At 60.2% G+C, this 20,365-nt stretch carries 17 protein-coding genes; 9 read left to right on the top strand and 8 right to left on the bottom strand.

The window, feature by feature from the left end:
* Positions 1–22 precede the first annotated feature (22 nt).
* On the bottom strand, positions 23–1,381 hold the full coding sequence (gene mpl, locus VK725_RS09130; protein ID WP_325317748.1) for a UDP-N-acetylmuramate:L-alanyl-gamma-D-glutamyl-meso-diaminopimelate ligase: 1,359 nt from the start codon (positions 1,379–1,381) through the stop codon (positions 23–25).
* A 71-nt stretch (positions 1,382–1,452) separates the two neighbouring features.
* Complete coding sequence (locus tag VK725_RS09135; protein ID WP_325317749.1) at positions 1,453–2,037, bottom strand: adenylate kinase; 585 nt, start codon at positions 2,035–2,037, stop codon at positions 1,453–1,455.
* A gap of 200 nt (positions 2,038–2,237) precedes the next feature.
* On the opposite strand from VK725_RS09135, the gene VK725_RS09140 reads away from it, so the two are divergent.
* Both VK725_RS09140 and VK725_RS09145 read left to right on the top strand, forming a co-directional pair.
* Positions 2,238–3,509, top strand: a complete 1,272-nt coding sequence (locus VK725_RS09140; protein WP_325317750.1) for a 6-phosphofructokinase — start codon at positions 2,238–2,240, stop codon at positions 3,507–3,509.
* Positions 3,510–3,755: 246 nt separating this feature from the next.
* The gene (locus tag VK725_RS09145; protein WP_325317751.1) at positions 3,756–5,783 is read left to right on the top strand and encodes a sodium-translocating pyrophosphatase; all 2,028 of its coding nucleotides are present in this window, start codon (positions 3,756–3,758) and stop codon (positions 5,781–5,783) included.
* Positions 5,784–5,843: 60 nt separating this feature from the next.
* Here VK725_RS09145 and VK725_RS09150 read toward each other — a convergent pair whose 3' ends face one another.
* Positions 5,844–7,013: a hypothetical protein gene (locus VK725_RS09150; RefSeq protein ID WP_325317752.1), complete on the bottom strand. Its 1,170-nt coding sequence runs from the start codon at positions 7,011–7,013 to the stop codon at positions 5,844–5,846.
* A gap of 133 nt (positions 7,014–7,146) precedes the next feature.
* Between VK725_RS09150 and VK725_RS09155 the strand changes: the two genes are divergently transcribed.
* The 3 genes from VK725_RS09155 to VK725_RS09165 all read left to right on the top strand — a co-directional run bounded on the left by VK725_RS09155 (position 7,147) and on the right by VK725_RS09165 (position 11,843).
* Positions 7,147–8,652: a PLP-dependent aminotransferase family protein gene (locus VK725_RS09155; protein ID WP_325317753.1), complete on the top strand. Its 1,506-nt coding sequence runs from the start codon at positions 7,147–7,149 to the stop codon at positions 8,650–8,652.
* A 128-nt stretch (positions 8,653–8,780) separates the two neighbouring features.
* The gene (locus VK725_RS09160; protein WP_414648476.1) at positions 8,781–10,904 is read left to right on the top strand and encodes a prolyl oligopeptidase family serine peptidase; all 2,124 of its coding nucleotides are present in this window, start codon (positions 8,781–8,783) and stop codon (positions 10,902–10,904) included.
* Positions 10,905–10,988: 84 nt separating this feature from the next.
* Positions 10,989–11,843 carry a 2OG-Fe(II) oxygenase gene (locus tag VK725_RS09165; RefSeq protein ID WP_325317754.1) on the top strand — a complete coding sequence of 285 codons (855 nt, stop codon included), beginning with the start codon at positions 10,989–10,991 and terminating at the stop codon, positions 11,841–11,843.
* A gap of 10 nt (positions 11,844–11,853) precedes the next feature.
* Here the strand turns inward: VK725_RS09165 and VK725_RS09170 are convergent, their stop codons facing one another.
* Entirely contained in the window at positions 11,854–12,309 is a 456-nt protein-coding gene (locus tag VK725_RS09170) for a hypothetical protein (protein ID WP_325317755.1), read from the bottom strand.
* A 329-nt stretch (positions 12,310–12,638) separates the two neighbouring features.
* Here VK725_RS09170 and VK725_RS09175 point away from each other — a divergent pair, with 329 nt between their 5' ends.
* Together VK725_RS09175 and ppa are read left to right on the top strand one after the other, a co-directional pair.
* Positions 12,639–14,072 (top strand): PLP-dependent aminotransferase family protein, encoded by a 1,434-nt coding sequence (locus tag VK725_RS09175; RefSeq protein ID WP_325317756.1) that lies wholly within the window; start codon positions 12,639–12,641, stop codon positions 14,070–14,072.
* A gap of 218 nt (positions 14,073–14,290) precedes the next feature.
* Positions 14,291–14,827 carry an inorganic diphosphatase gene (gene ppa / locus VK725_RS09180; protein WP_325317757.1) on the top strand — a complete coding sequence of 179 codons (537 nt, stop codon included), beginning with the start codon at positions 14,291–14,293 and terminating at the stop codon, positions 14,825–14,827.
* A gap of 122 nt (positions 14,828–14,949) precedes the next feature.
* Here ppa and bla read toward each other — a convergent pair whose 3' ends face one another.
* Both bla and VK725_RS09190 read right to left on the bottom strand, forming a co-directional pair.
* On the bottom strand, positions 14,950–15,819 hold the full coding sequence (gene bla, locus VK725_RS09185) for a class A beta-lactamase (protein ID WP_325317758.1): 870 nt from the start codon (positions 15,817–15,819) through the stop codon (positions 14,950–14,952).
* Between the two features lie 292 nt (positions 15,820–16,111).
* Entirely contained in the window at positions 16,112–17,038 is a 927-nt protein-coding gene (locus VK725_RS09190) for a LysR family transcriptional regulator (RefSeq protein ID WP_325317759.1), read from the bottom strand.
* An 88-nt stretch (positions 17,039–17,126) separates the two neighbouring features.
* Here VK725_RS09190 and VK725_RS09195 point away from each other — a divergent pair, with 88 nt between their 5' ends.
* Both VK725_RS09195 and VK725_RS09200 read left to right on the top strand, forming a co-directional pair.
* Positions 17,127–18,353 carry an MFS transporter gene (locus VK725_RS09195; RefSeq protein WP_325317763.1) on the top strand — a complete coding sequence of 409 codons (1,227 nt, stop codon included), beginning with the start codon at positions 17,127–17,129 and terminating at the stop codon, positions 18,351–18,353.
* 75 nt (positions 18,354–18,428) lie between these two features.
* The gene (locus VK725_RS09200; RefSeq protein ID WP_325317760.1) at positions 18,429–19,445 is read left to right on the top strand and encodes a zinc-binding alcohol dehydrogenase family protein; all 1,017 of its coding nucleotides are present in this window, start codon (positions 18,429–18,431) and stop codon (positions 19,443–19,445) included.
* Between the two features lie 57 nt (positions 19,446–19,502).
* Here the strand turns inward: VK725_RS09200 and VK725_RS09205 are convergent, their stop codons facing one another.
* A complete protein-coding gene (locus VK725_RS09205) occupies positions 19,503–20,087 on the bottom strand; it encodes a ferritin-like domain-containing protein (RefSeq protein WP_325317761.1) in 585 nt (194 codons plus the stop codon).
* A gap of 115 nt (positions 20,088–20,202) precedes the next feature.
* Positions 20,203–20,364: a DUF3224 domain-containing protein gene (locus VK725_RS09210; RefSeq protein WP_325317764.1), complete on the bottom strand. Its 162-nt coding sequence runs from the start codon at positions 20,362–20,364 to the stop codon at positions 20,203–20,205.
* Position 20,365: the final 1 nt, after the last annotated feature.

Consider the following 20,365-nt stretch of genomic DNA (forward strand, 5'->3'; position numbering starts at 1 on the left):
CCGATTGGCTAATTAAACCGCTTCAGGAACCGGAGAGCGCTGCGACAAAACGGCGTGGCGCATTCTCGAAACCGCCGTTCGACATGAACACGACATGGTCGCCGGCGCGCGCTTGCGACTTTAGTGACGCCAGCAAATCATCCACTGTAGGTGCGGTTGTCGCGCGACCATGCAATGCATCGGTGACGCGTTTGGCATCCCACGGTAATTCCGAACGATGCAAGAATACAACCGCATCGGCATCGGAAAGCGATGGCGCGAGACCATCCGCATGCGCACCCAGCCGCATCGAATTGGAACGCGGCTCCAATGCAACGAGGATGCGCGCTTTGCCGACCTTCGCGCGCAGGCCAGCCAGGGTGGTGGCGATGGCAGTGGGATGATGTGCGAAATCGTCGTACACCTGTACACCTTCGACATCACCCACCAGTTCCATGCGCCGCTTGACGCTTTCGAACGTGCTGAACGCGGAAAGCAACGCGCGCGGATTGGCACCTGCTGCGGTTGCGGCAGCGAGTGCGGCCAGCGCATTCATCACACTGTGATCGCCGAGCAATGGCCAGCGCACTTCGCCGATCGCCTCGCCTTTGTACGTTACGCTGAAAACAGAACCATCCGCGCTGCTCAAACTCGCCTGCCAATCGCCCTTGCCGATACCGAAGGTTTCCACTGGCGTCCAGCAACCCATCGCCAGTACTTCGGCGAGATAGCCGTCGTGTGCATTGACAATCAAACGGCCATTGCCCGGTACCGTGCGTACGAGGTGATGGAACTGCCGTTGAATCGCCGCGACATCGGGAAAAATATCCGCGTGGTCGTATTCGAGATTGTTGAGAATCGCGATGCGCGGGCGGTAGTGCACGAATTTGGAACGCTTGTCGAAGAACGCGCTGTCGTATTCGTCAGCCTCGATGACAAATGGTTTGCCCTGCCCCAGCCGCGCCGAAATGCCGAAGTTGCCAGGTACACCACCAATAAGGAAACCTGGCGCCAAACCTGCACTCTCCAACAGATGCGCGAGCAAGCTTGTCGTCGTGGTCTTGCCGTGAGTGCCTGCGACGGCAAGCACTTCACGATCAACCAGCAATCGCTCGCCCAGCCATTGCGGTCCGGAGATGTAGCGCAGTTGCTGATCCAGCATGTACTCCACAGCGGGATTGCCGCGCACCATTGCATTGCCGACAACGACCAGATCCGGCGCAGGCTGCAAGTACTCGGCTTTGTAGCCTTGCATCAGTTCGATGCCCAGCGCTTCGAGCTGGGTGCTCATTGGCGGATATACGTTGGCGTCGGAACCTTCGACGATTTCGCCGAGCTCGCGCGCCAATGCAGCGACGCCGCCCATGAAGGTGCCGCAAATGCCGAGGATGTGCAGACGCATGATTGACCTGTTTGCGTATGTCGTGGCGCGTGGCGCCTAAGGCAAACGGGCCGCTTGCGCGGCCCGTTCGATCAGCCGCTGGCGGCTGCCGTTTCGTTGGACAGCGCGCGTTTCACGCGCGCCGTGATCTCATCCAGCTCACCGACCCCGTCGACCACTTGCAGCTTGCCGCGGCGAGCGTAGAAATCGGCGACGGGTGCCGTTTGTTCGGCGTAGACCTTCAGGCGATCGCGCACCACGGCCGGATCGTCGTCTTTGCGATGTTCCGCAGCGAAGCGAATCTCGCAACGGCCGATGATCACCTCGTTGGGCACGTCCAGCTTCACTACGGCATCGAGCGGCTGACCGATCTTGGTCAACAGATGATCCAGTGCATCGGCCTGCGCAAGGTTGCGCGGATAGCCATCGAGGATGAAACCGGCTTTCGCGTCCGGTTGTGCCAGACGTTCTTCGAGCATGCCCAGCAGAAGATCGTCGGAGACCAGTTGGCCCGCATCCATCACGGCTTTGGCCTGCACGCCTAGTGGAGTGCCCGCTTTCACCGCCGCGCGCAACATGTCGCCGGTAGAAATGTGCGGCACGCCAAGATCGGCTTTCAGCCGGGCAGCCTGGGTACCTTTGCCCGAACCGGGCGCACCTAGGAGGACAAGTCGCATAGAACTCCACAAGACCCGCGTTCTGACGCACACTGCGGCAGTTTCACGGATTCTCTTAAATGATGCGGTCAAGGTAACGTCTGCGGGGGGTGCCGTCAAACCGCAAATGGCCCAAATCGCCGCCAAGTCTCTGATATGCATGCGATACGTGATTGAGGTCCGGTTGTCACATGCGTTCTTACATTGCCCGGAGAGTACCTATGAAGTCCAAAGCCCGCCCTGCTACCGGCCGCATGCTCTACGCTCAGTCCGGAGGGGTGACCGCCGTCATCAACGCAACGGCCGCCGGCGTGATCCAGAACGCCCGCAAGCAGGGCATCAAAGTCTATGCGGCTCGCAACGGCATATTGGGTGCGCTGCGCGAGGATTTGATCGATACAAGCAAGGAAACCACGGCGGCCATCGAAGCCCTGCGCCATACCCCGGGCGGTGCGTTTGGTTCGTGTCGCTACAAGCTAAAATCGATCGACGCCAATCGCGCCGAGTACGAACGCCTGATCGACGTGCTGCGCGCCCATGACATCCGCTGGTTCCTCTACAACGGCGGCAACGACTCGGCCGATACCGCGCTCAAGATTTCGCAGATCGGCAAAGCGTTGGGCTACGACATTCGCTGCATCGGCGTACCCAAAACCGTGGATAACGATCTGGTTGTCACCGACTGCTGCCCGGGTTTCGGTTCGGTCGCGAAGTACACCGCCGTGTCCACACTCGAAGCGAGCCTGGACGTTGCGTCGATGGCCGACACGTCGACGAAGGTCTTCATCCTCGAAGTGATGGGCCGTCATGCCGGATGGATTGCTGCGGCGGCAGGACTTGCTGGCGAAGGCCCCGATGCCGCGCCACACATCATTCTTTTCCCCGAACGCGTATTCGACGAGAAAGCCTTTATCGACAAGGTGAAGGCAACGGTCGAACGCGTGGGCTGGTGCACGGTGGTCGCCTCGGAAGGTATTCGCAATGCCGAAGGCCAATTCCTCGCCGACGCAGGCACGCGCGACTCCTTCGGCCACACGCAACTGGGTGGCGTCGCACCGGTGCTTGCGGCGCTCGTCAAGGAAAAACTCGGTTTCAAATACCACTGGGCGCTGCCCGACTACCTGCAGCGCTCGGCACGTCACATGGCGTCCAAGACCGATGCAGAGCAGGCGTATGCCGTGGGTAAAGCGGCGGTAGATTACGCGCTGGGCGGCATGAATGCGGTGATGCCGGTGATCGTGCGCACATCCGATTCGCCTTACCGCTGGAAGATCGAATCCGCGCCGCTGGAAAAAATCGCCAATCACGAAAAGAAGATGCCGAACAACTTTCTCACCAAAGACGGATTCGGCATCACTGCAGCGGCGAGGCGTTATCTCTCTCCGCTGATCCAGGGTGAAGCACCGTTGCCTTATGGAAAAGATGGGTTGCCCAAATATGTGCAGCTCAAAAATACAGCGGTGAAACGCAAGTTGCCGGCGTTTTCAGCCTAAGGATAGATCGGCGGACCCAGGCTATCGGAGATCGATTGCAGCCATACGTGCGTCGATCCGCCGCAGCGATACCTATCTGCTACACCCCGAAGTCGCCGCTCGGCGACGCCTCGGCCAAACCGCTGCGTTGCACAACACAGAATGTGCATATGTCTGCCTATACTCTCCGAACACCTGCAATAGGTAACAAGCACCGGGTGCTTGTGGTACCCGGCGTGATGACTCACAACTGATGGGGAGGCACCGATGCTGCAGCAGTACGGCTTGTGGATCGCGTTGGCTTGCGCGGTCGTGGCGATTTTGTATGGAGCGTTTTCAGTGCGTTGGGTGTTGGCGAAGTCGCCAGGCAACGAACGTATGCAGCAAATTGCTTCAGCCATTCAGGAGGGCGCTCGCGCCTATTTGAACCGGCAATACCGCACCATCGCAGTGGTGGGCGTCGTGTTGCTGATCATCATCGGATTCGTGCTGGACTGGGGTACAGCGATAGGTTTTGCGATCGGTGCGGTGCTGTCGGGCGCCACGGGTTACATCGGCATGAATGTGTCGGTCCGCGCGAACGTGCGCACGGCCGAGGCCGCACGCAGCGGTCTCTCTGCCGCACTGAATGTCGCATTCCGCGGCGGCGCGATTACCGGCATGCTCGTGGTGGGCCTGGCTCTGCTCGGCGTCGCGGGTTATTACGGTGTGTTGACGCATTTCGGTTACGACACCGACCACGCGCTGCATGCGATGGTGGGTCTGGCGTTCGGTTCTTCATTGATTTCGATCTTCGCGCGACTGGGCGGCGGCATCTTCACCAAAGGTGCCGATGTGGGCGCCGACCTCGTGGGCAAGGTGGAAGCCGGCATTCCGGAAGACGATCCGCGCAATCCCGCCGTTATCGCCGACAACGTGGGCGACAACGTGGGCGACTGCGCAGGCATGGCGGCCGACTTGTTCGAAACCTACGCGGTGACGTTGATTGCCAGCATGTTGCTGGGTGGCGTATTGGGTGACACGGTTGGGCCCAATGCCGTGCTTTATCCTTTGATGCTCGGCGGCGCGTCGATTATCGCTTCGGTCATCGGCACGTTCTTCGTGCGCGCAGGTGCGGGCGCCAAGATCATGAGTGCGCTCTATAAAGGCGTATGGATTTCTGCGCTGCTGGCCGCCGCTGCATTCTGGCCGATCACCAAGACACTGATGGGCGATACGAGTCTGGGCTTCACGCACTTGTATGGCAGCGCGCTGATCGGTCTGGCGCTGACCGGCATCATCGTGGTGATCACGGAGTACTACACGGCCACCGAATATGCGCCCGTGCGCCACGTTGCGAAGTCCTCGACCACCGGCCATGCCACCAACATCATTGCCGGCCTTGGCGTTTCGATGAAATCGACGGCGCTTCCTGTGATTGCCGTTTGCGCAGCCATCTGGGGCGCTTATGCACTGGCAGGTTTGTATGGCATCGCCACTGCGGCAACAGCCATGTTGTCGATGACTGGCATGGTGGTCGCGCTCGACGCATATGGCCCCATCACCGACAACGCAGGCGGTATCGCCGAAATGGCGGAACTGCCGCCGGAAGTGCGCGGCGTTACCGATCCGCTCGATGCTGTCGGCAACACGACCAAGGCGGTGACGAAGGGTTACGCCATCGGTTCGGCAGGTCTGGCGGCGCTGGTGCTGTTCGCCGACTACACGCATCGCCTGGCGATCGATCATCCCGGCAAGGTGTACACGTTCGATCTTTCGCAGCCGCTCGTCATCGTCGGCCTGCTGATCGGCGGCATGATTCCATACCTCTTCGGTGCCATGGCGATGGAAGCGGTGGGTCGTGCTGCCGGCGCGGTGGTGGAAGAAGTACGCCGCCAGTTCCGCGACATCCCGGGCATCATGCAGGGCACCGCGAAACCGGATTACTCGCGCGCAGTGGACATGCTGACCAAGTCCGCGATCAACGAAATGCTGGTGCCGTCGCTGTTGCCGATCCTCATCCCGATCATCGTCGGTTTCGTGCTTGGCCCGGTTGCACTGGGTGGCTTGCTGATCGGCACCATCGTCACCGGTTTGTTCGTGGCTATCTCGATGACCACCGGCGGCGGCGCATGGGACAACGCCAAGAAGTACATCGAAGATGGCAACTTCGGCGGCAAGGGTTCCGACGCGCACAAAGCAGCTGTTACGGGCGATACCGTGGGCGATCCTTACAAGGACACTGCAGGTCCTGCCGTCAATCCGTTGATCAAGATCATCAACATCGTGGCACTGCTGTTGATTCCTCTGCTCTGATAAGACGCAACAACCTCGCCCGGCGAACCGGGCGAGGTTGTTGTTTTGACGCATTCAACGTCAGTGGATTTCGGGCGTGGCGATAAAGGTGTAGCTGACACCGGACGCCGCATTCACCGACTGTCCCGTGATCTGCCCGGCATCGTTGATGTCATTTGCATACGCCAGGTGATCGGTAAAACCGGGCACTACCAGCGTATTCATATCGACGATCGTGCCGTTCTGCCATAGGACTGCCCGGCAACCGTTCGCACCGCACGATTCGCCTACGACAAGACCTTCGTCATTGATGCCAAGCGCTTGACTGGTCGTATCGCCAGGCAACGTGCCCAGATCGCGCATGCCTGTAAACGGCGTCCAGATAAACGCATGCACGTTGAAATTACCGGGGTCTCCACCACCCGGTGCATTCGCGAACCCCACCACGGTGCCGCGCTGATTGATCGCCATGGGTGTGTTCCACGCAGGTACGCCGAGACTGCCGAGATTGGTCACCGTATTGCCCTGCCACATCACAGCGTGGATCGCCGTGAAGCGACCGACAGCCTGATCGCAAATACCGGAAATGCCGACAATCTGACCGCTGTTGTTGATCGCAGTCGCTGCGCCGGACGTATCGGTACCGATCAACGGTAACGCGTGAATGTCGCTGTCGCCCGGTCCCCACACCACCGGTTTGAATTGCAGCACCTGTGTGGAACCCGGCGTGCACGTGGGATCGCGCACCGTATTTTCCGCCCATCCGACGATCAGCCCGACATCGTTCGCGCCTGTGGCAAATCCATTGTTGCCACCCAGGGTCGGCAACGCTTGCATGTGTCCCCATCGCCACACGAAACCGAGGCAGACGTGTCCAGTCACAGTAGGAAAGAATGCCGAGCAGCTCCAGTTTTCTCCCAGTGGATCGACCTGCGCCGTCTCCGCGACACCGACAAGCACCCCAAAGTCGTTTTTGACGGGCCAAAGGACGGCGCTGTTGGCGCCACCTAACGTACCCAAATCCAACGTCGCGCCATTCAGCCACGCCGTAGCGTGCGTACTCTGATTGCCCGCAAGATTGGAGACGCCGCTAACAAATCCAAAATCGTTGATGCTGCTGCCACCGCTGGACGTGCCGCCCAGCGCGCCGAGATTGCGAACCTGGTACTGCGATGCAGCCGCCTGATTCTGCACTGCCATCTGGCTAGCGAAACACGCAGCCACCACCATCACGCTCGTGATCCGATGCATGGGATGCTCCTTCACTCAGTTGTAACGGCCTGCAGCCGTGGGGACGGACAGATATAGCTTGGTCACTCTGGACTAGCTGGAAAAGCGCCACTTTTGCGATACCCGCTAGTCCGGTCCGCGCTATAGTCGGGCCATGCGTCGCTGGGAATTGACCATCGCGCTCGATCCCAAACACGGACTGCCGATCTTTCTGCAGCTCGCCAATGCGATTGCCCATGACATTCGCTGCGGACGGCTAAAAACCGGCGAACCGCTGCCGGGAACGCGCGAACTTGCCGAGCAGCTTTCGATCAATCGCAATACAGTGGTGGCCGGCTATGAAGAGCTCGCTGCCGAAGGTCTGGTTAGCACTCGCGTGGGTGGCGGCACGTTCGTCGCCGCACCGATGCACACCGTGCCGCACACCGTTGCGCCCGCCGGCGACACACCCACCTACGCACTGGCAACACCTACCTCCGTCGTGTCACCCGTGGTTGCCCCGGCGCCAGGCACGCTGGTCATCGGAAACAGTTTGCCCGATACGCGTCTGTTTCCCGCCGCCGCACTCACGCGCGCATTCCGGCGCGCGATTGCGCAACGCGGCCATTCACTGCTCGGGTATGCCGACCCATGCGGTCATCGCCGCTTGCGCGAAGAACTCGCCAATATGCTTGGCAGCACACGTGGCTTGCCCGCAACGCCAGACTGCTTGATGGTGACGCGAAGTCTGGAACAAGCCATCGATCTGGTGGCGCGCATGCTGCTGCGACCCGGCGACGTGGTCGCGGTGGAAGCATTCGGTTATCCGCCAGCATGGAACATGCTGAGCTTGACGGGCGCCACGCTCGTGCCGGTGCCGCTCGATGAAAATGGACTCGACGTGGATGCACTGGAAACATTACTGTCCAAGCAGCGCATTCGTGCGGTGTTTCTCACGCCTCACCACCAATTTCCCACCACCAGCGTGATGTCGCAACCGCGACGCGCGCGTCTAGCCCAGCTGGCGCTGACGCACGGCTTCGCCATCATCGAAGACGACTACGATCACGAGTTTCACTACGCCGGCAAACCCGTTCTGCCGATTGCGTCGGGCCCAGGACGCGCAAATGTGATTTACATCGGCTCGCTCGCGAACTTGCTAGCGCCCGGTATCAGCACCGGTTTCGTGCTGGCGCCGCCGGCGGTATTCGCGCAGTTGGCGTCGCTGCGCGCCACCAGCGATGCACGCAGCGATGTCGCCATGGAAAGCGCGATTGCCGAGTTGTTCGAAGACGGCGAACTGCTTCGCCATGTGCGTCGCATGCGGCGCGCGTATGGCGCGCGGCGCGATGCGCTTGTCGATGCGCTCAGACAATACCTGGGCAGTGCTTTGCGCTTTCGTGTTCCCGAAGGCGGCATGGGTTTATGGGCGCGCGTGGATGACTCCATCGATCTTCCGACTTGGGTCCATGAAGGTGCCAAGGAAGGTGTGCAGTTTTTCAGCGCCGGACGCTACGACTTCCAGCAACGCGAACAGCCTCACATACGCCTTGGTTTCAGCTATCTCGACGAGAAGGAAATCGACGAGGCGGTCCAGCGCATGGCGCGCGCACTGCCCAGGGCGCGAAAACTCGCGCCACACCCCTTCCGGGCAAGCCGCATCCTGCAAGGCCGCGCCTGACACGCCAAAAATGACGGCACAGGTAGCGTCCTGCTGACTTCCCTCACTGGCACTTTTTTCACGAACGTGCATGCTGGACGTTCCGCGCGACGGAGGGATCGCGCACATCACGGAGCGGAAGCATGAGCTTGAAGACATCGGCCCGTCTCGCCCTGGCGCTTGCCGTCATAATGGGCGGTATGACTCAGGCCCACGACGCAGCACCAGCCACCGGCAGCACCGCCGCCAGCGACGATCCTTATCTCTGGCTGGAAGATATCCACGGCGATCGCTCGATGGATTGGGTCAAGGCCCAGAATGCCATCACGCAAAAGCAGTTCGCCGATACGCCGGAATTTACGCACACCCGCGACCGCATCCTCGAAGTACTCGATTCGGAAGCGAAGATTCCGTACGTGAGCCGCATGGGCGATCACCTGTACAACTTCTGGCAGGACAAGGCGCATCCGCGCGGCATCTGGCGCCGCACCACGCTCGATCAATACCGCAAGACCGACCCCCAATGGGAGGTATTGCTGGATATCGATGCGCTGAACAAAGCCGAGGGCAAAAAATGGGTGTTCAAAGGGGCCGATTGCTTGAAGCCCGCGTACACCAAATGTCTTGTGAACCTCTCGGCTGGTGGCGGCGACGCCGTTGAAGTGCGCGAGTTCGACATTCCCAGCAAGTCCTTCGTCAAAGACGGCTTCTTTGTTCCCATCGCCAAGACGCAGGCGGCATGGATTGACGACAACCACGTCTACGTCGGCACCGATTTCGGTCCGGGGTCGATGACGAAGTCCAGCTATCCGCGCATTGCGAAAGTGTGGACACGCGGTACGCCGCTGACGTCGGCCACCACGGTCTATGAGGGCAAGGACACAGATCTCGCTGTCTCTGCGTATCACGATCGCACGCCCGGTTTCGAGCGTGACTTCATCACGGTTGCGCACGACTTCTTCCACAGTGACATGTATCAGCTCAAAGAAGGCAAGCTGATTCACGTGGATGTGCCGGAAGATGTCGCCAGCGCCGATGCGCATCGCGAATGGCTGCTCGTGCAGTTGCGCGATGCATGGACGGTCGGTGGTGCCACGTATCCTTCCGGCGCATTGATCGCGATCAAATACGACGACTTCATGGCGGGCAAGCGCCAGTTCACGACGCTGTTCACACCGGACCAGCACACGGCACTGTCCAGCTTTGTATGGACACGTCATCACCTGATTCTCAATGTGATGGACGACGTGAAGAGCCGCCTCGATGTGCTGACGCCCAAGGCCGACGGCACCTGGGCGAATGAAGCCATGCCCGGCGCGCCGCAATTCAGCACCGTGGAAGTCGTCGATACCGATCCGGACAACACCGACGAATACTGGCTCAGCGTCACCGGCTTCCTGACCCCCTCATCGCTCGAACGCGGTGTGTTGGGCAAAGAGCAGGCAACGACGATCAAGCACAGCCCACCGTTCTTCGACGCTTCGAAATATGTCGTGAGCCAGCATTTCGTCACGTCGCGCGACGGTACCCAGGTGCCCTACTTCGAGATCGATCCGAAGGGCATCAAGCTCGATGGCAAGAACCGCACGCTGCTCTACGGCTATGGCGGATTCGAAGTGTCCCTGCAGCCGTACTACAGCGGCAGCGTGGGCCGCTCCTGGCTTGATCGCGGCGGCGTGTATGTCGTCGCCAATATTCGCGGAGGTGGCGAGTACGGTCCACATTGGCATCAGGCAGCGCTGCAGGCGAATCGTCTTCGCGCTTACGAAGACTTCGCAGCCGTCGCGCAGGATCTGGTCAAGCGTGGTGTCACCTCGCCCGCGCATTTGGGTGCGGAAGGCGGCAGCAACGGCGGCCTGTTGATGGGCAACATGCTTACGCTCTATCCGCAGTTGTTCGGCGCGATTGCTTGCGAAGTGCCCTTGCTCGACATGAAGCGCTACACGCATCTGTCGGCGGGCGCGTCGTGGATTGCCGAATACGGCGATCCGGACGACCCCAAGCAGTGGGCCTTCATCAAGACCTTCTCGCCCTATCAGAACGTGAAAGCGGGCGTAAACTATCCGCCAGTGCTGTTCTTCACCACCACCAGCGACGATCGCGTCGGCCCTGTGCAGGCGCGCAAGATGGCCGCCAAGATGGAAGCCATGGGTTACAAGAACGTGTGGTTCTACGAGAACACCGAAGGTGGTCACGGCGCGGGTGCCGACAACAAGCAGGCGGCGTACATGCATGCGCTGACCTACAGTTTCCTGTGGGATCGCTTGCAGTAAAAATCGTGATGGGCGTCCAGCCGCGCGCAGCGCCTGGACGCCCAAACCGGGCGCGCGAGCATGCCGCTGTGGCATGCTTTGCCCATGAAATCGCACCTCCCCATCCGCCCCGAACTGCGCGATTGGATTCTCACGACCACGCGCGCCGGCCATAGCGTCGACGAAGTCCTGCGCCTGATGCACGAAACCGGCTACGACCCGCGGCAGAGCCGCAGCATCGTCGCCACCGTGCTCAACATGCCTGTCTCCGCACTCGATGCGCACACACAGGCGCCGAAAGCGCAAGGTCGCCGGACACGTCATCCCGAACCACCGCGCATGACGATTGACGGGCGCACCTTCAATATCTCCACCTGCATTGAAAGACCGATCGTTCGCGTGCTCGACGATTTTCTTTCCGCCGACGAATGCGAAGTGCTGATCGAACAGGCCAAACCGCGCCTGCAACGCGCCATGACCGTGGACAGCGGCGGCAAGCAACAGATCGATGCACGACGCACGAGCGAAGGCATGTTCTTCGGCATGGGCGAATCGCCGCTGATCAAACGCATCGAAGCGCGCATCGCGACAATGCTGAGCATCCCCGTCGATCACGGTGAGGGCTTGCAGATACTGCATTACCTCCCCGGACAACAATACGAGCCGCACTACGACTGGTTCGATCCCGAACAACCCGGCTTTGCGGCCATCACCGCCAAAGGTGGCCAGCGCATCGCCAGCCTGGTCATGTATCTCAATACACCCGATGGCGGTGGCGCCACGGCCTTCCCGGAAATTGGCTTGACCGTGACGGCGCTGCGCGGATCAGCCGTCTATTTTGCGTACGACACGGGCGACACCACGTCGTTGCACGCGGGTCTTCCGGTGACGAAGGGCGAGAAATGGATTGCGACCAAGTGGCTGCGTGAGCGGCCGTTTCAGGGCCCATCTCAAAGCTAGATGCACAGCGCTACGGTTTGTTCGCAGCCCAGCGCGCACCCAACGCCACCGTCACTCCGATCACCAGATGCACGACGATGCTCAGGATGATCCAGCTCGCAATCACCGGTCCCTTTGGCGCTGCCGATAACGGCACCACGACGTGATTCATCGTCACGTAGAGAACGAGTCCGTACAAAGGGCCCCATACCCATGGTTTTGCATTCAACGCGTTGATGCGACGGCTTACCACGTAATACGTGCCGACCATCAGCGCGATCATGAAATATTGAAGAACCACGCCGAGCAGCACGGTGTTTTCGCCACCCGCAAAGGCGCGCTTGCCTAGCAGTCCGGATGCGATGTTCTGGATCAGCCGCGATGGCGGCACGTCGTAGGTCACATGCCAGTAGGTGCACGCAAAGATCAGATCGCCCGTTGCCAGTAAAAAGACGATGGCAATGGCGGACAAGACGTATCGATTCATAGGCCCCGAACCATGCCATGCGTGCGAATCGATATGCGGTGTCGACATCGGCAACCTTCCAAACGTAAGGGGAAACACGCGAGAGCTGGCCTGATCGTGCCTGCACGTCTCGCAGAGAAACCCGCGGAGTGGTCGTGAGAGAGAACCACTCCGCGGGTGGGGACACAAGGGAGACGTCGCCGGGTGACTGGGGGCCTCTGGGGAAGGGTGTCAGTCGTGTCTGGAGCCTGCGACAAGTTCAGACTAGGTATCCTGGCACATTCCCTCCATAGCCAATTTGCCGATATTTTCTAGTACCAATTGGAGCGTTGGCGTCCTGGAGGGATAGGGTGTACCTGGAACTCGACGGCCACGGGCCGCTTTATGACCAACTGACGCGTGCCCTGAAGCTCGCCATTCGGGACGGACGCATCGCCGTGGGCACGCAATTGCCGCCTACGCGCGAGTTGGCAGAGGAGCTGGAGCTTTCACGCACCACCGTTCTGGCCGCGTACGAGCAGCTACGCGCGGAAGGCTTTATCGATGGTCGCGTCGGTTCGGGCAGTTATGTGAGCGATCTCAACGCCAAGCCGATCACCCATCACACCGACACCACTATTGCAGCGCCTTCACGTTACGCACAGCGCGCCCGTGAAGTGCGCAACTGGGATATCGCGCGCCTTCATCGCGGACTGCGTTACGACATGCAATATGGCAATCCGATCTTGAATCCCGCGCTCAACAATTCCTGGGGACGCGAGTTGACGCGTGCGGCTGCCTACACGCGCCTTAACATCAGCGAAGTCGCCGGATTGTTAGCTCTGCGTAAGCAAACCTGCGACTACCTCGCTCGCCGGCGCGGCATACAGATTCAACCGGACGATGTCGTGATCGTCAGTGGCACACAGCAGGCGATCGATCTCACCGCCCGCGTGCTGGTGAATGAAGGCGATCGGGTGGTGCTGGAAGAGCCGCACTATTTCAGCGCGCATCAGGCGCTGGTGGCTCATGGTGCGGACCTGGTGCCGGTGCGTGTCGACGATGAAGGTATCATCTGCAGCGAACTGCCGCAGGATTCGCCACGACTGATCGTCGTGACTCCCTCACACCAATTCCCAACCGGTGCCGTGCTCTCCATGCAACGACGGCAGCAATTGCTGCAATACGCCGAGCAACATCAGTGCTGGATTCTGGAAGACGATTACGATGGCGAGTTTCGCTACGACGCGCATCCGCTGGCAGCGTTGCGCGCACTGGACGAACTGGATCGCGTGATCTACGTCGGGACCTTTTCCAAAGTGATGTTTGGCGGTTTACGCCTGGGTTACATGGTGCTGCCTGCCGCGCTTCGCATGGATTTCATCAACGCAAAATATCTCAATGACATTGCCTGCCCGGCCATCGAACAAGCGGCACTGGCGCACTTCATGGAATACGGTGGTTTCGAACGGCACCTGCGGCTGGCGCGCAAGGAATTGAAGGCGCGTCGCGAAACGCTGATCGCTGGCCTGAAGGAGCACGCGCGAGACCGTGTGACGATATGCGATACACCCTCGGGCATGCATCTTACGGTGTGGCTGACCGGCTACGATGCGGTTCGTTGCCAGGCATTGGTCGATTATGCGCACGAACGTGGCCTGGGCCTTCACCCGATGGGCCCGCTCTATTTGAATACGCCGGACAGGCAGGGGCTGCTTCTGGGCTACTGCGGCCTGTCCGTGCCCGATCTGCGCGAAGCGGCGCAACTATTCGGGCAATGTCTGGATCACTTCGAGTTGCATTGATGCACTTTTAGCCGATGTGACTGGGCGCCGTTCGGGCGTCGCTTCGGTGTCAACGCGATTGCCGCTTACGCCGGTACCCAAGGCATGCAGTCGACCGTGGCGGTCACGAATTTATTGGCGCTTTGACATCCGAACGCCGTGCCCCATGGTGCGCCGCGGCAAGGATTGCCGTATCCTGAGTGGCTTTCCCCGCTTTGGATAGATGTAAGGAGTGCCCCATGGGTCTGGATATGGTTAGCGCCGGCCGCGACGTGCCGAATGAAATCAACGTCGTCATCGAGATTCCGAAGGATGCGGAACCGGTCAAATACGAGGTGGACAAGGAAAGTGGCGCGATCTTCGTCGATCGCATTCTCTCCACCCCCATGCGCTACCCCTGCAACTACGGTTACGTGCCGGGCACCCTGGGTGGCGATGGCGATCCGCTGGACGCGCTGGTGATCCTGCCGCTGCCGCTGATCCCGGGCTCGGTGATCCGCTGCCATCCGGTTGGCATGCTGCACATGACGGATGAAGCAGGGAGCGACGAAAAACTGCTCGTGATTCCATCCTCGAAGATCTTCCCGGGCTACTCGCACATCAACGACATCAAAGGCGTGTCACCGCATTGGCTGGAGCGCATCGGCCACTTCTTCGAGCACTACAAGGATCTCGAAAAAGGCAAATGGGTGAAAATCGAAGGCTGGGTTGGCGCGGAAGAAGCCAAGGCCGAAATTCGGGCTGGCATCGAACGCCATAAGACGCACAAAGGCTGATCCGCCATTTGGATGGCCAAACGGCGCGCCTTCCGAGGAAGACGCGCCGTTTTTATTTGGCGATGTTTTATAACCGGCCCGAACGTTGCATTGGTGCTGCCGCCTTTACTGCAGCGTTGTCGCTATATCGATGCCACAACGCGCCCCACCTCGGCCAGCACGGCACTACGGGCATCGTCGTCCAGATGCTCCGCCGAGTAATAGGCCGATACCAGCAACGGCTTGCGCTGCGGCGGCCACACGATGGCGACATCGTTCGTTGCGTCATAACCGCTTCCCGTTTTATCGCCTGTTATCCACCCTGCAGCCAGCCCGGCTTGCAGGCGGGTCTTGCCGGTGGTGGTCTCGCGTAACCATTCCGTAAGCTGTTTGCGCGAGGCGTCGCTGAGCACATTTCCCAACACCAGCGTATTCAAGTTGTTCAACATCGACGCTGGGGTGGTCGTGTCGCTCACGTGATCGGGACTCGGGCGATTGAGTTCCGGTTCGATGCGATCGAGCCTTGTCATGGTGTCGCCGAGCTGCCGCGCATACGCCGTCACGGCGGAGGGACCACCCAGATTCGCCAACAGAACATTCGCCGCAGTGTTGTCGCTTAGGGTGATGGCCGCCTTGCATAGTTCCGCGATGCTCATGCCCGGCGGACCCACATGCTGGCTGGTGACCGGCGCGTAGGAGAGCACGGCATCCTTGCCGAAGATCAGGTGCCGATCCAATTGATCCGCACCGCGATCCACGCGCGCAAGCGTCGCGGCGACCAACAGCAGTTTGAACGTGCTGCACATCATGAAGCGTTCGTCCGCGCGATATCCCACGCGATGTCCACTGCCCGTATCCAGCAGCGCCACCCCCAATCGCCCCCCATGCTTGCGTTCCAGCGCAGCCAGTCTTTCTCTCACGTCGTTCGTTTCGGCGGCGAACGCGGCAACGGGGTTGAGTACCAATGCGGAGGCGCCGATCAATGCGCCCTTCAGTAGATTTCGACGATTCAAGGTATCGCTCCGTGACAGGTGAATTGAGCGGCATGCGTTGCGCTCAGTCGAAGCATCCTAAGCGCCGTCTTGGATCGCCATCGGCCAAAACCGTGGCCATTCGGAGGCAATGGGAACGCCTGACGAAATGCATGCCTCAACAGCATCGCTGCAGACCATGATGGCGCGCCCTCCGCTCCTCCCCCTGCGAAGCAGGGAGGGAGCGTGGTGTGGCGCATGTTGGGACCGGAACCTGCACGTTGGACAAGCCGCTCATCAGCTGGCGATATGGACTTGCTAAATCGGCCGCTTCTTATTGAACGATCGTCAAACCGTGCTCCCAAGGCGGCGTGTCGCCAAACTGCTCGGCCAAGAAGTCCACAAACGCCTTCACGCGCAACGGCACCAACCGCCGCTGCGGCATGACGGCATAGATCCCCGTGTCGGCAATCGAATAATCCGGCAGCACGACCTTCAACCGCCCGCTACGCAAGTCGTCCCAGACGTGCCACGTCGAGTGCTGCGCGATACCAAGCCCGGCCAGCGCGGCATCGCGCAAAAGCTCGCCGAGCGTCGATTCCAGCCGTCCGCTCACTCGCACCGTATGCAGTTTTCCCTCGGCGTCATGCAGTCGCCACATGTCCTGCCGCCCCTGACTGCCAGCAAGGACGACGCACTCATGCTTTGCCAGATCGTCCGGCGTGCGCGGCGTACCGAAGCGCCGCAAATAGTCGGGCGATGCGCACAGCACGCGTCGATTCACAGCCAGCTTTCGCGCCACCAATTGCGAATCGTCCAAGGCGCCGATACGAATGGCGAGATCGAAACCCGCACTCACCATATCCACCATCTGATCGGTGAGATTGACGCTCAATCGCACACGCGGATAGCGCGCCATGAATGCGGGCAGCAACGGCGACACGTATTGACGGCCAAACGATGCCGAGGCCGTGAGCCGCAAGGTACCGACGACATCGGTCGCACCCTGACGCAACCCCGAGGTCAGCGCCTCCAAATCCTCCACCAGCGCTCGCCCTTGTTCTGCGAGCGCGATGCCCTCGGGCGTGGGGTGAAGCCGGCGCGTCGTTCGATGCAGCAATCGCACGCCCAGATCGTGCTCCAGCCGCTTCAAACGCTGGCTGGCGACGGCCACGGAAAGATCGAGGCTCCGCGCCGCGGCGCTGATGGAGCCCTGGTCGAGTACCCGCAGGAACAGGATGAGGTCGCCGACGCGGTCCATGATTATCAACATTTTATTGAAATTGCTTACTCATATTGATGGTTTTTGGAGAAGATGCAAGCGCCTACGCTGTGGCTCATCTTTCCTTCTGGAGCCACTCATGACCGCGCCCTCCTCCCGACCCGGCATGCCCCTGGCGCTCTACGCACTGGCCGCCGGTGCCTTCGGCATCGGCACGACCGAGTTCGTGATCATGGGTTTGTTGATGCAGGTCGCTGCCGACCTGAAAGTGAGCATCGCCACCGCCGGCCTGCTGATTTCCGGTTACGCGCTGGGTGTCTTCGTCGGCGCGCCCATCTTGACCGTGGCGACCGGCCGCTTGCCGCGCAAACTGGTTTTGATCGGGCTGATGGCCATCTTCACCGTCGGCAATTTGTTCTGCGCGCTCGCGCCGAATTACACGGTGTTGCTATTGGCTCGCGTCATCACCGCGTTGGCGCACGGTACGTTCTTCGGCGTTGGCGCCGTGGTGGCGACAAGCCTGGTGCCGACAGACCGCAAAGCGTCCGCGATCTCGATCATGTTCACAGGCCTTACGATCGCCACACTGCTTGGCGTACCCGCGGGCGCGTGGCTTGGTTTGCACTTTGGCTGGCGTTCGACGTTCTGGGCTGTGACGGCAATTGGCGTAATCGCGATGATCGTGATTGCCGTACTGGTGCCAGCCAGTCATGACAACGGCAAAGGTATTGCGCTGCGCGAGGAAGTGCGCGCCATCAGCAACCCATCGGTCCTGCTTGGCTTGCTGATGACGGTGCTGGGATTTGCGGGCGTATTTACCGTCTTCACCTACATCCAGCCCATGCTGACGGAAGTGACCGGCTTTGCCGAAAGCGCCGTGTCGCCGATCCTGCTGGTCTTTGGCGTCGGCCTTATCGCCGGTAACTTGCTAGGCGGAAAACTGGCTGACAGAAAATTGATGCCGGCATTGTTGTCGACGCTGATGGCATTAATCGCGGTGCTGCTCGTGATGACATTCGTGTTGCATAGCAAGTGGCTGACCGTTGCGTTTGTCGGACTGCTGGGAATCGCTGCATTCGCTACGGTACCGCCGCTGCAACTTTGGGTGTTGCACAAGGCCAACGATGCACAAAGCCTGGCATCGAGCTTGAATATCGGCGCGTTCAATCTCGGCAACGCGCTGGGAGCATGGTTGGGTGGCGTCGTTGTAGCGCATGGGCCGGGTCTTGGCGCACTAACATGGGTCGCCGCGTTCGTCACGTTTTTCGGTTTGTTGATGGCGTTGTGGGCACGCCAGCGCGAGAACGGCGCGCTAGGTTTGCCGGCACACATTTGTCCTGATGCGCAGGCGTAATTGGCGCGTCACCGACTATCCATTTGCTTCACATGTGCTCGATTATCAGAGACGAGAGATTCAGGAGACATCACCATGAAAGCTGTTGCACTAACACGATATCTGCCCATCGACGACCCGCAATCGCTGATGGATGTGGAACTCCCCAAACCGGAGATCGGTGAGCACGATCTGCTGGTGCGTGTCGAAGCCGTATCGGTCAATCCGGTGGACACCAAGGTGCGCTCGCCGAAGCCGCAGGCGGAAACGCAACCGCGCGTGCTTGGTTACGACGCGGCCGGTGTCGTCGAAGCGGTTGGCGCATCCGTCAAAGAATTCAAAGCGGGCGATGAGGTGTATTACGCGGGCGACATCACACGCGGGGGAAGCAATGCACAATATCAGGCCGTGGACGCACGAATCGTGGCGCATCGTCCGCGCAAGCTCAGCGCGGCGGAATCGGCGGCATTGCCGTTGACGGCGATCACCGCATGGGAACTGCTGTTTCAGCGCATGCCCTACGACAGCGAACACGGCGGCGAGGGCAAATCGCTCCTGATCATTGCGGGCGCGGGCGGCGTCGGATCGATTGCGATTCAATTGGCGCGACGCGCTGGCTTCACCGTGATCGCCACCGCATCGCGACCGGAAACGCAGGCATGGTGTCGTGCGATGGGTGCGCAGCATGTCATCGATCATCGTCAGCCGCTTGCGCCACAGTTGTCCGCGCTGGGTTTCGCTCAGGTTGATGCGGCCTTGAATCTCGCCGATACCTCGCGCTATTGGGACGTTTTGGGCGAACTGCTTGCACCTGAAAGCCACGTCGGCCTGATCGTCGAACCGAGCATGCCACTCCATATCGGCGATCCCTACAAGGCGAAATGCATTGGCATTCACTGGGAAATGATGTTTGCGCGCCCGCGCTTTAAAACGCCGGACATGGGTGAACAGGGGCGCATCTTGGCGCGCGTGGCGTCGCTGATCGACAGCGGAGAATTGCGCAGCATTCAACGCGAATCGCTCAGCCCCATCAACGCCAAAAACATGCGCGAAGCGCATCGCCGATTGGAATCGGGCGCAACCATTGGCAAGTTGGTCGTGTCGGGTTGGTGATCACAAAACCTGCTCTCCGTGAGTCATGACACGGAGAGCAAGCCCTTACGTCATTGACTACTTGCGCTTGGATTTCGCCGGCGCGGGTTTGGCGGGCTCGCCTTTCTTGCCGAGCTCATCGAGCAACGTGGACAGATCCTCGGCATGCTCTTCCTCCATCGCCAGAATCCCTTCCATCAGACGACGCGTCGTCGAATCGTTGGTGCCGAGGTAATCCACAATCTCTCGATAGCTGTCGATGGCGATGCGCTCGGCGACGAGATCCTCCTTGATCATGTCGACCAGATCGTCGCCCTCCACGTAGTCGGCATGACTGCGTGAGAGCAAACCTTCGGGATTGAAGTTCGGTGCGCCATCGAGCTGTGTGATGCGCTCGGCGATCAGGTCGGCATGCCCTTGCTCTTCATTGGCATGCTCCAGAAATTCCGCTGCGACGCTTTTCGCATGAATACCCTTCGCCATGTAGTAATGCCGCTTATAGCGCAGCACGCACACGATCTCGGTGGCGAGCGCTTCATTCAAAAGCTTGATCACGACTTTGCGATCGGCCTTGTAACCGGGCGTGATGGCACCCTGATCGATGTGCTCGCGTGCGCGTTTACGGATAGTCTCGATGTCGGTCAAAAACGGCTTCGCCGCCATGACTGTCTCCTTGTGACGATGGCTTGAGGAAGAACGTCGTCCATCCTCACGTCACAGACGCGAAGTGCCGGTGAAAATCCGGTAGTGAAGCCGTTGGACGTTCAGACTGTGTGACTTATGCCGGCAAGTCGTAGTCGAAGACGTAGGAGTGTTTGCCTTGTTCGATCTGGATCGTCATGGTTCCGGTAAGACCCGTCAGCGCATCGGTACCCGAGTCCGGCACCACGGTGATCACCAGACTGGGAGCGCCGCGATCCATGATGCCGGTGTGCTGCAAC

The organism is Dyella sp. (genome assembly GCF_035486915.1).
GTDB lineage: Bacteria > Pseudomonadota > Gammaproteobacteria > Xanthomonadales > Rhodanobacteraceae > Dyella_B.

Bases quoted from the DNA above. Each gene is read 5' to 3' on its own strand.
- VK725_RS09140 (WP_325317750.1), top strand. From the start codon at position 2,238: ATGAAGTCCAAAGCCCGCCCTGCTACCGGCCGCATGCTCTACGCTCAG.
- VK725_RS09205 (WP_325317761.1), bottom strand. From the start codon at position 20,087: ATGGCGGCGAAGCCGTTTTTGACCGACATCGAGACTATCCGTAAACGC.
- VK725_RS09155 (WP_325317753.1), top strand. From the start codon at position 7,147: ATGCGTCGCTGGGAATTGACCATCGCGCTCGATCCCAAACACGGACTG.
- mpl (WP_325317748.1), bottom strand. From the start codon at position 1,381: ATGCGTCTGCACATCCTCGGCATTTGCGGCACCTTCATGGGCGGCGTC.
- VK725_RS09145 (WP_325317751.1), top strand. From the start codon at position 3,756: ATGCTGCAGCAGTACGGCTTGTGGATCGCGTTGGCTTGCGCGGTCGTG.
- VK725_RS09190 (WP_325317759.1), bottom strand. From the start codon at position 17,038: ATGGACCGCGTCGGCGACCTCATCCTGTTCCTGCGGGTACTCGACCAG.
- VK725_RS09165 (WP_325317754.1), top strand. From the start codon at position 10,989: ATGAAATCGCACCTCCCCATCCGCCCCGAACTGCGCGATTGGATTCTC.
- ppa (WP_325317757.1), top strand. From the start codon at position 14,291: ATGGGTCTGGATATGGTTAGCGCCGGCCGCGACGTGCCGAATGAAATC.
- VK725_RS09150 (WP_325317752.1), bottom strand. From the start codon at position 7,013: ATGCATCGGATCACGAGCGTGATGGTGGTGGCTGCGTGTTTCGCTAGC.
- VK725_RS09170 (WP_325317755.1), bottom strand. From the start codon at position 12,309: ATGAATCGATACGTCTTGTCCGCCATTGCCATCGTCTTTTTACTGGCA.
- VK725_RS09135 (WP_325317749.1), bottom strand. From the start codon at position 2,037: ATGCGACTTGTCCTCCTAGGTGCGCCCGGTTCGGGCAAAGGTACCCAG.
- VK725_RS09200 (WP_325317760.1), top strand. From the start codon at position 18,429: ATGAAAGCTGTTGCACTAACACGATATCTGCCCATCGACGACCCGCAA.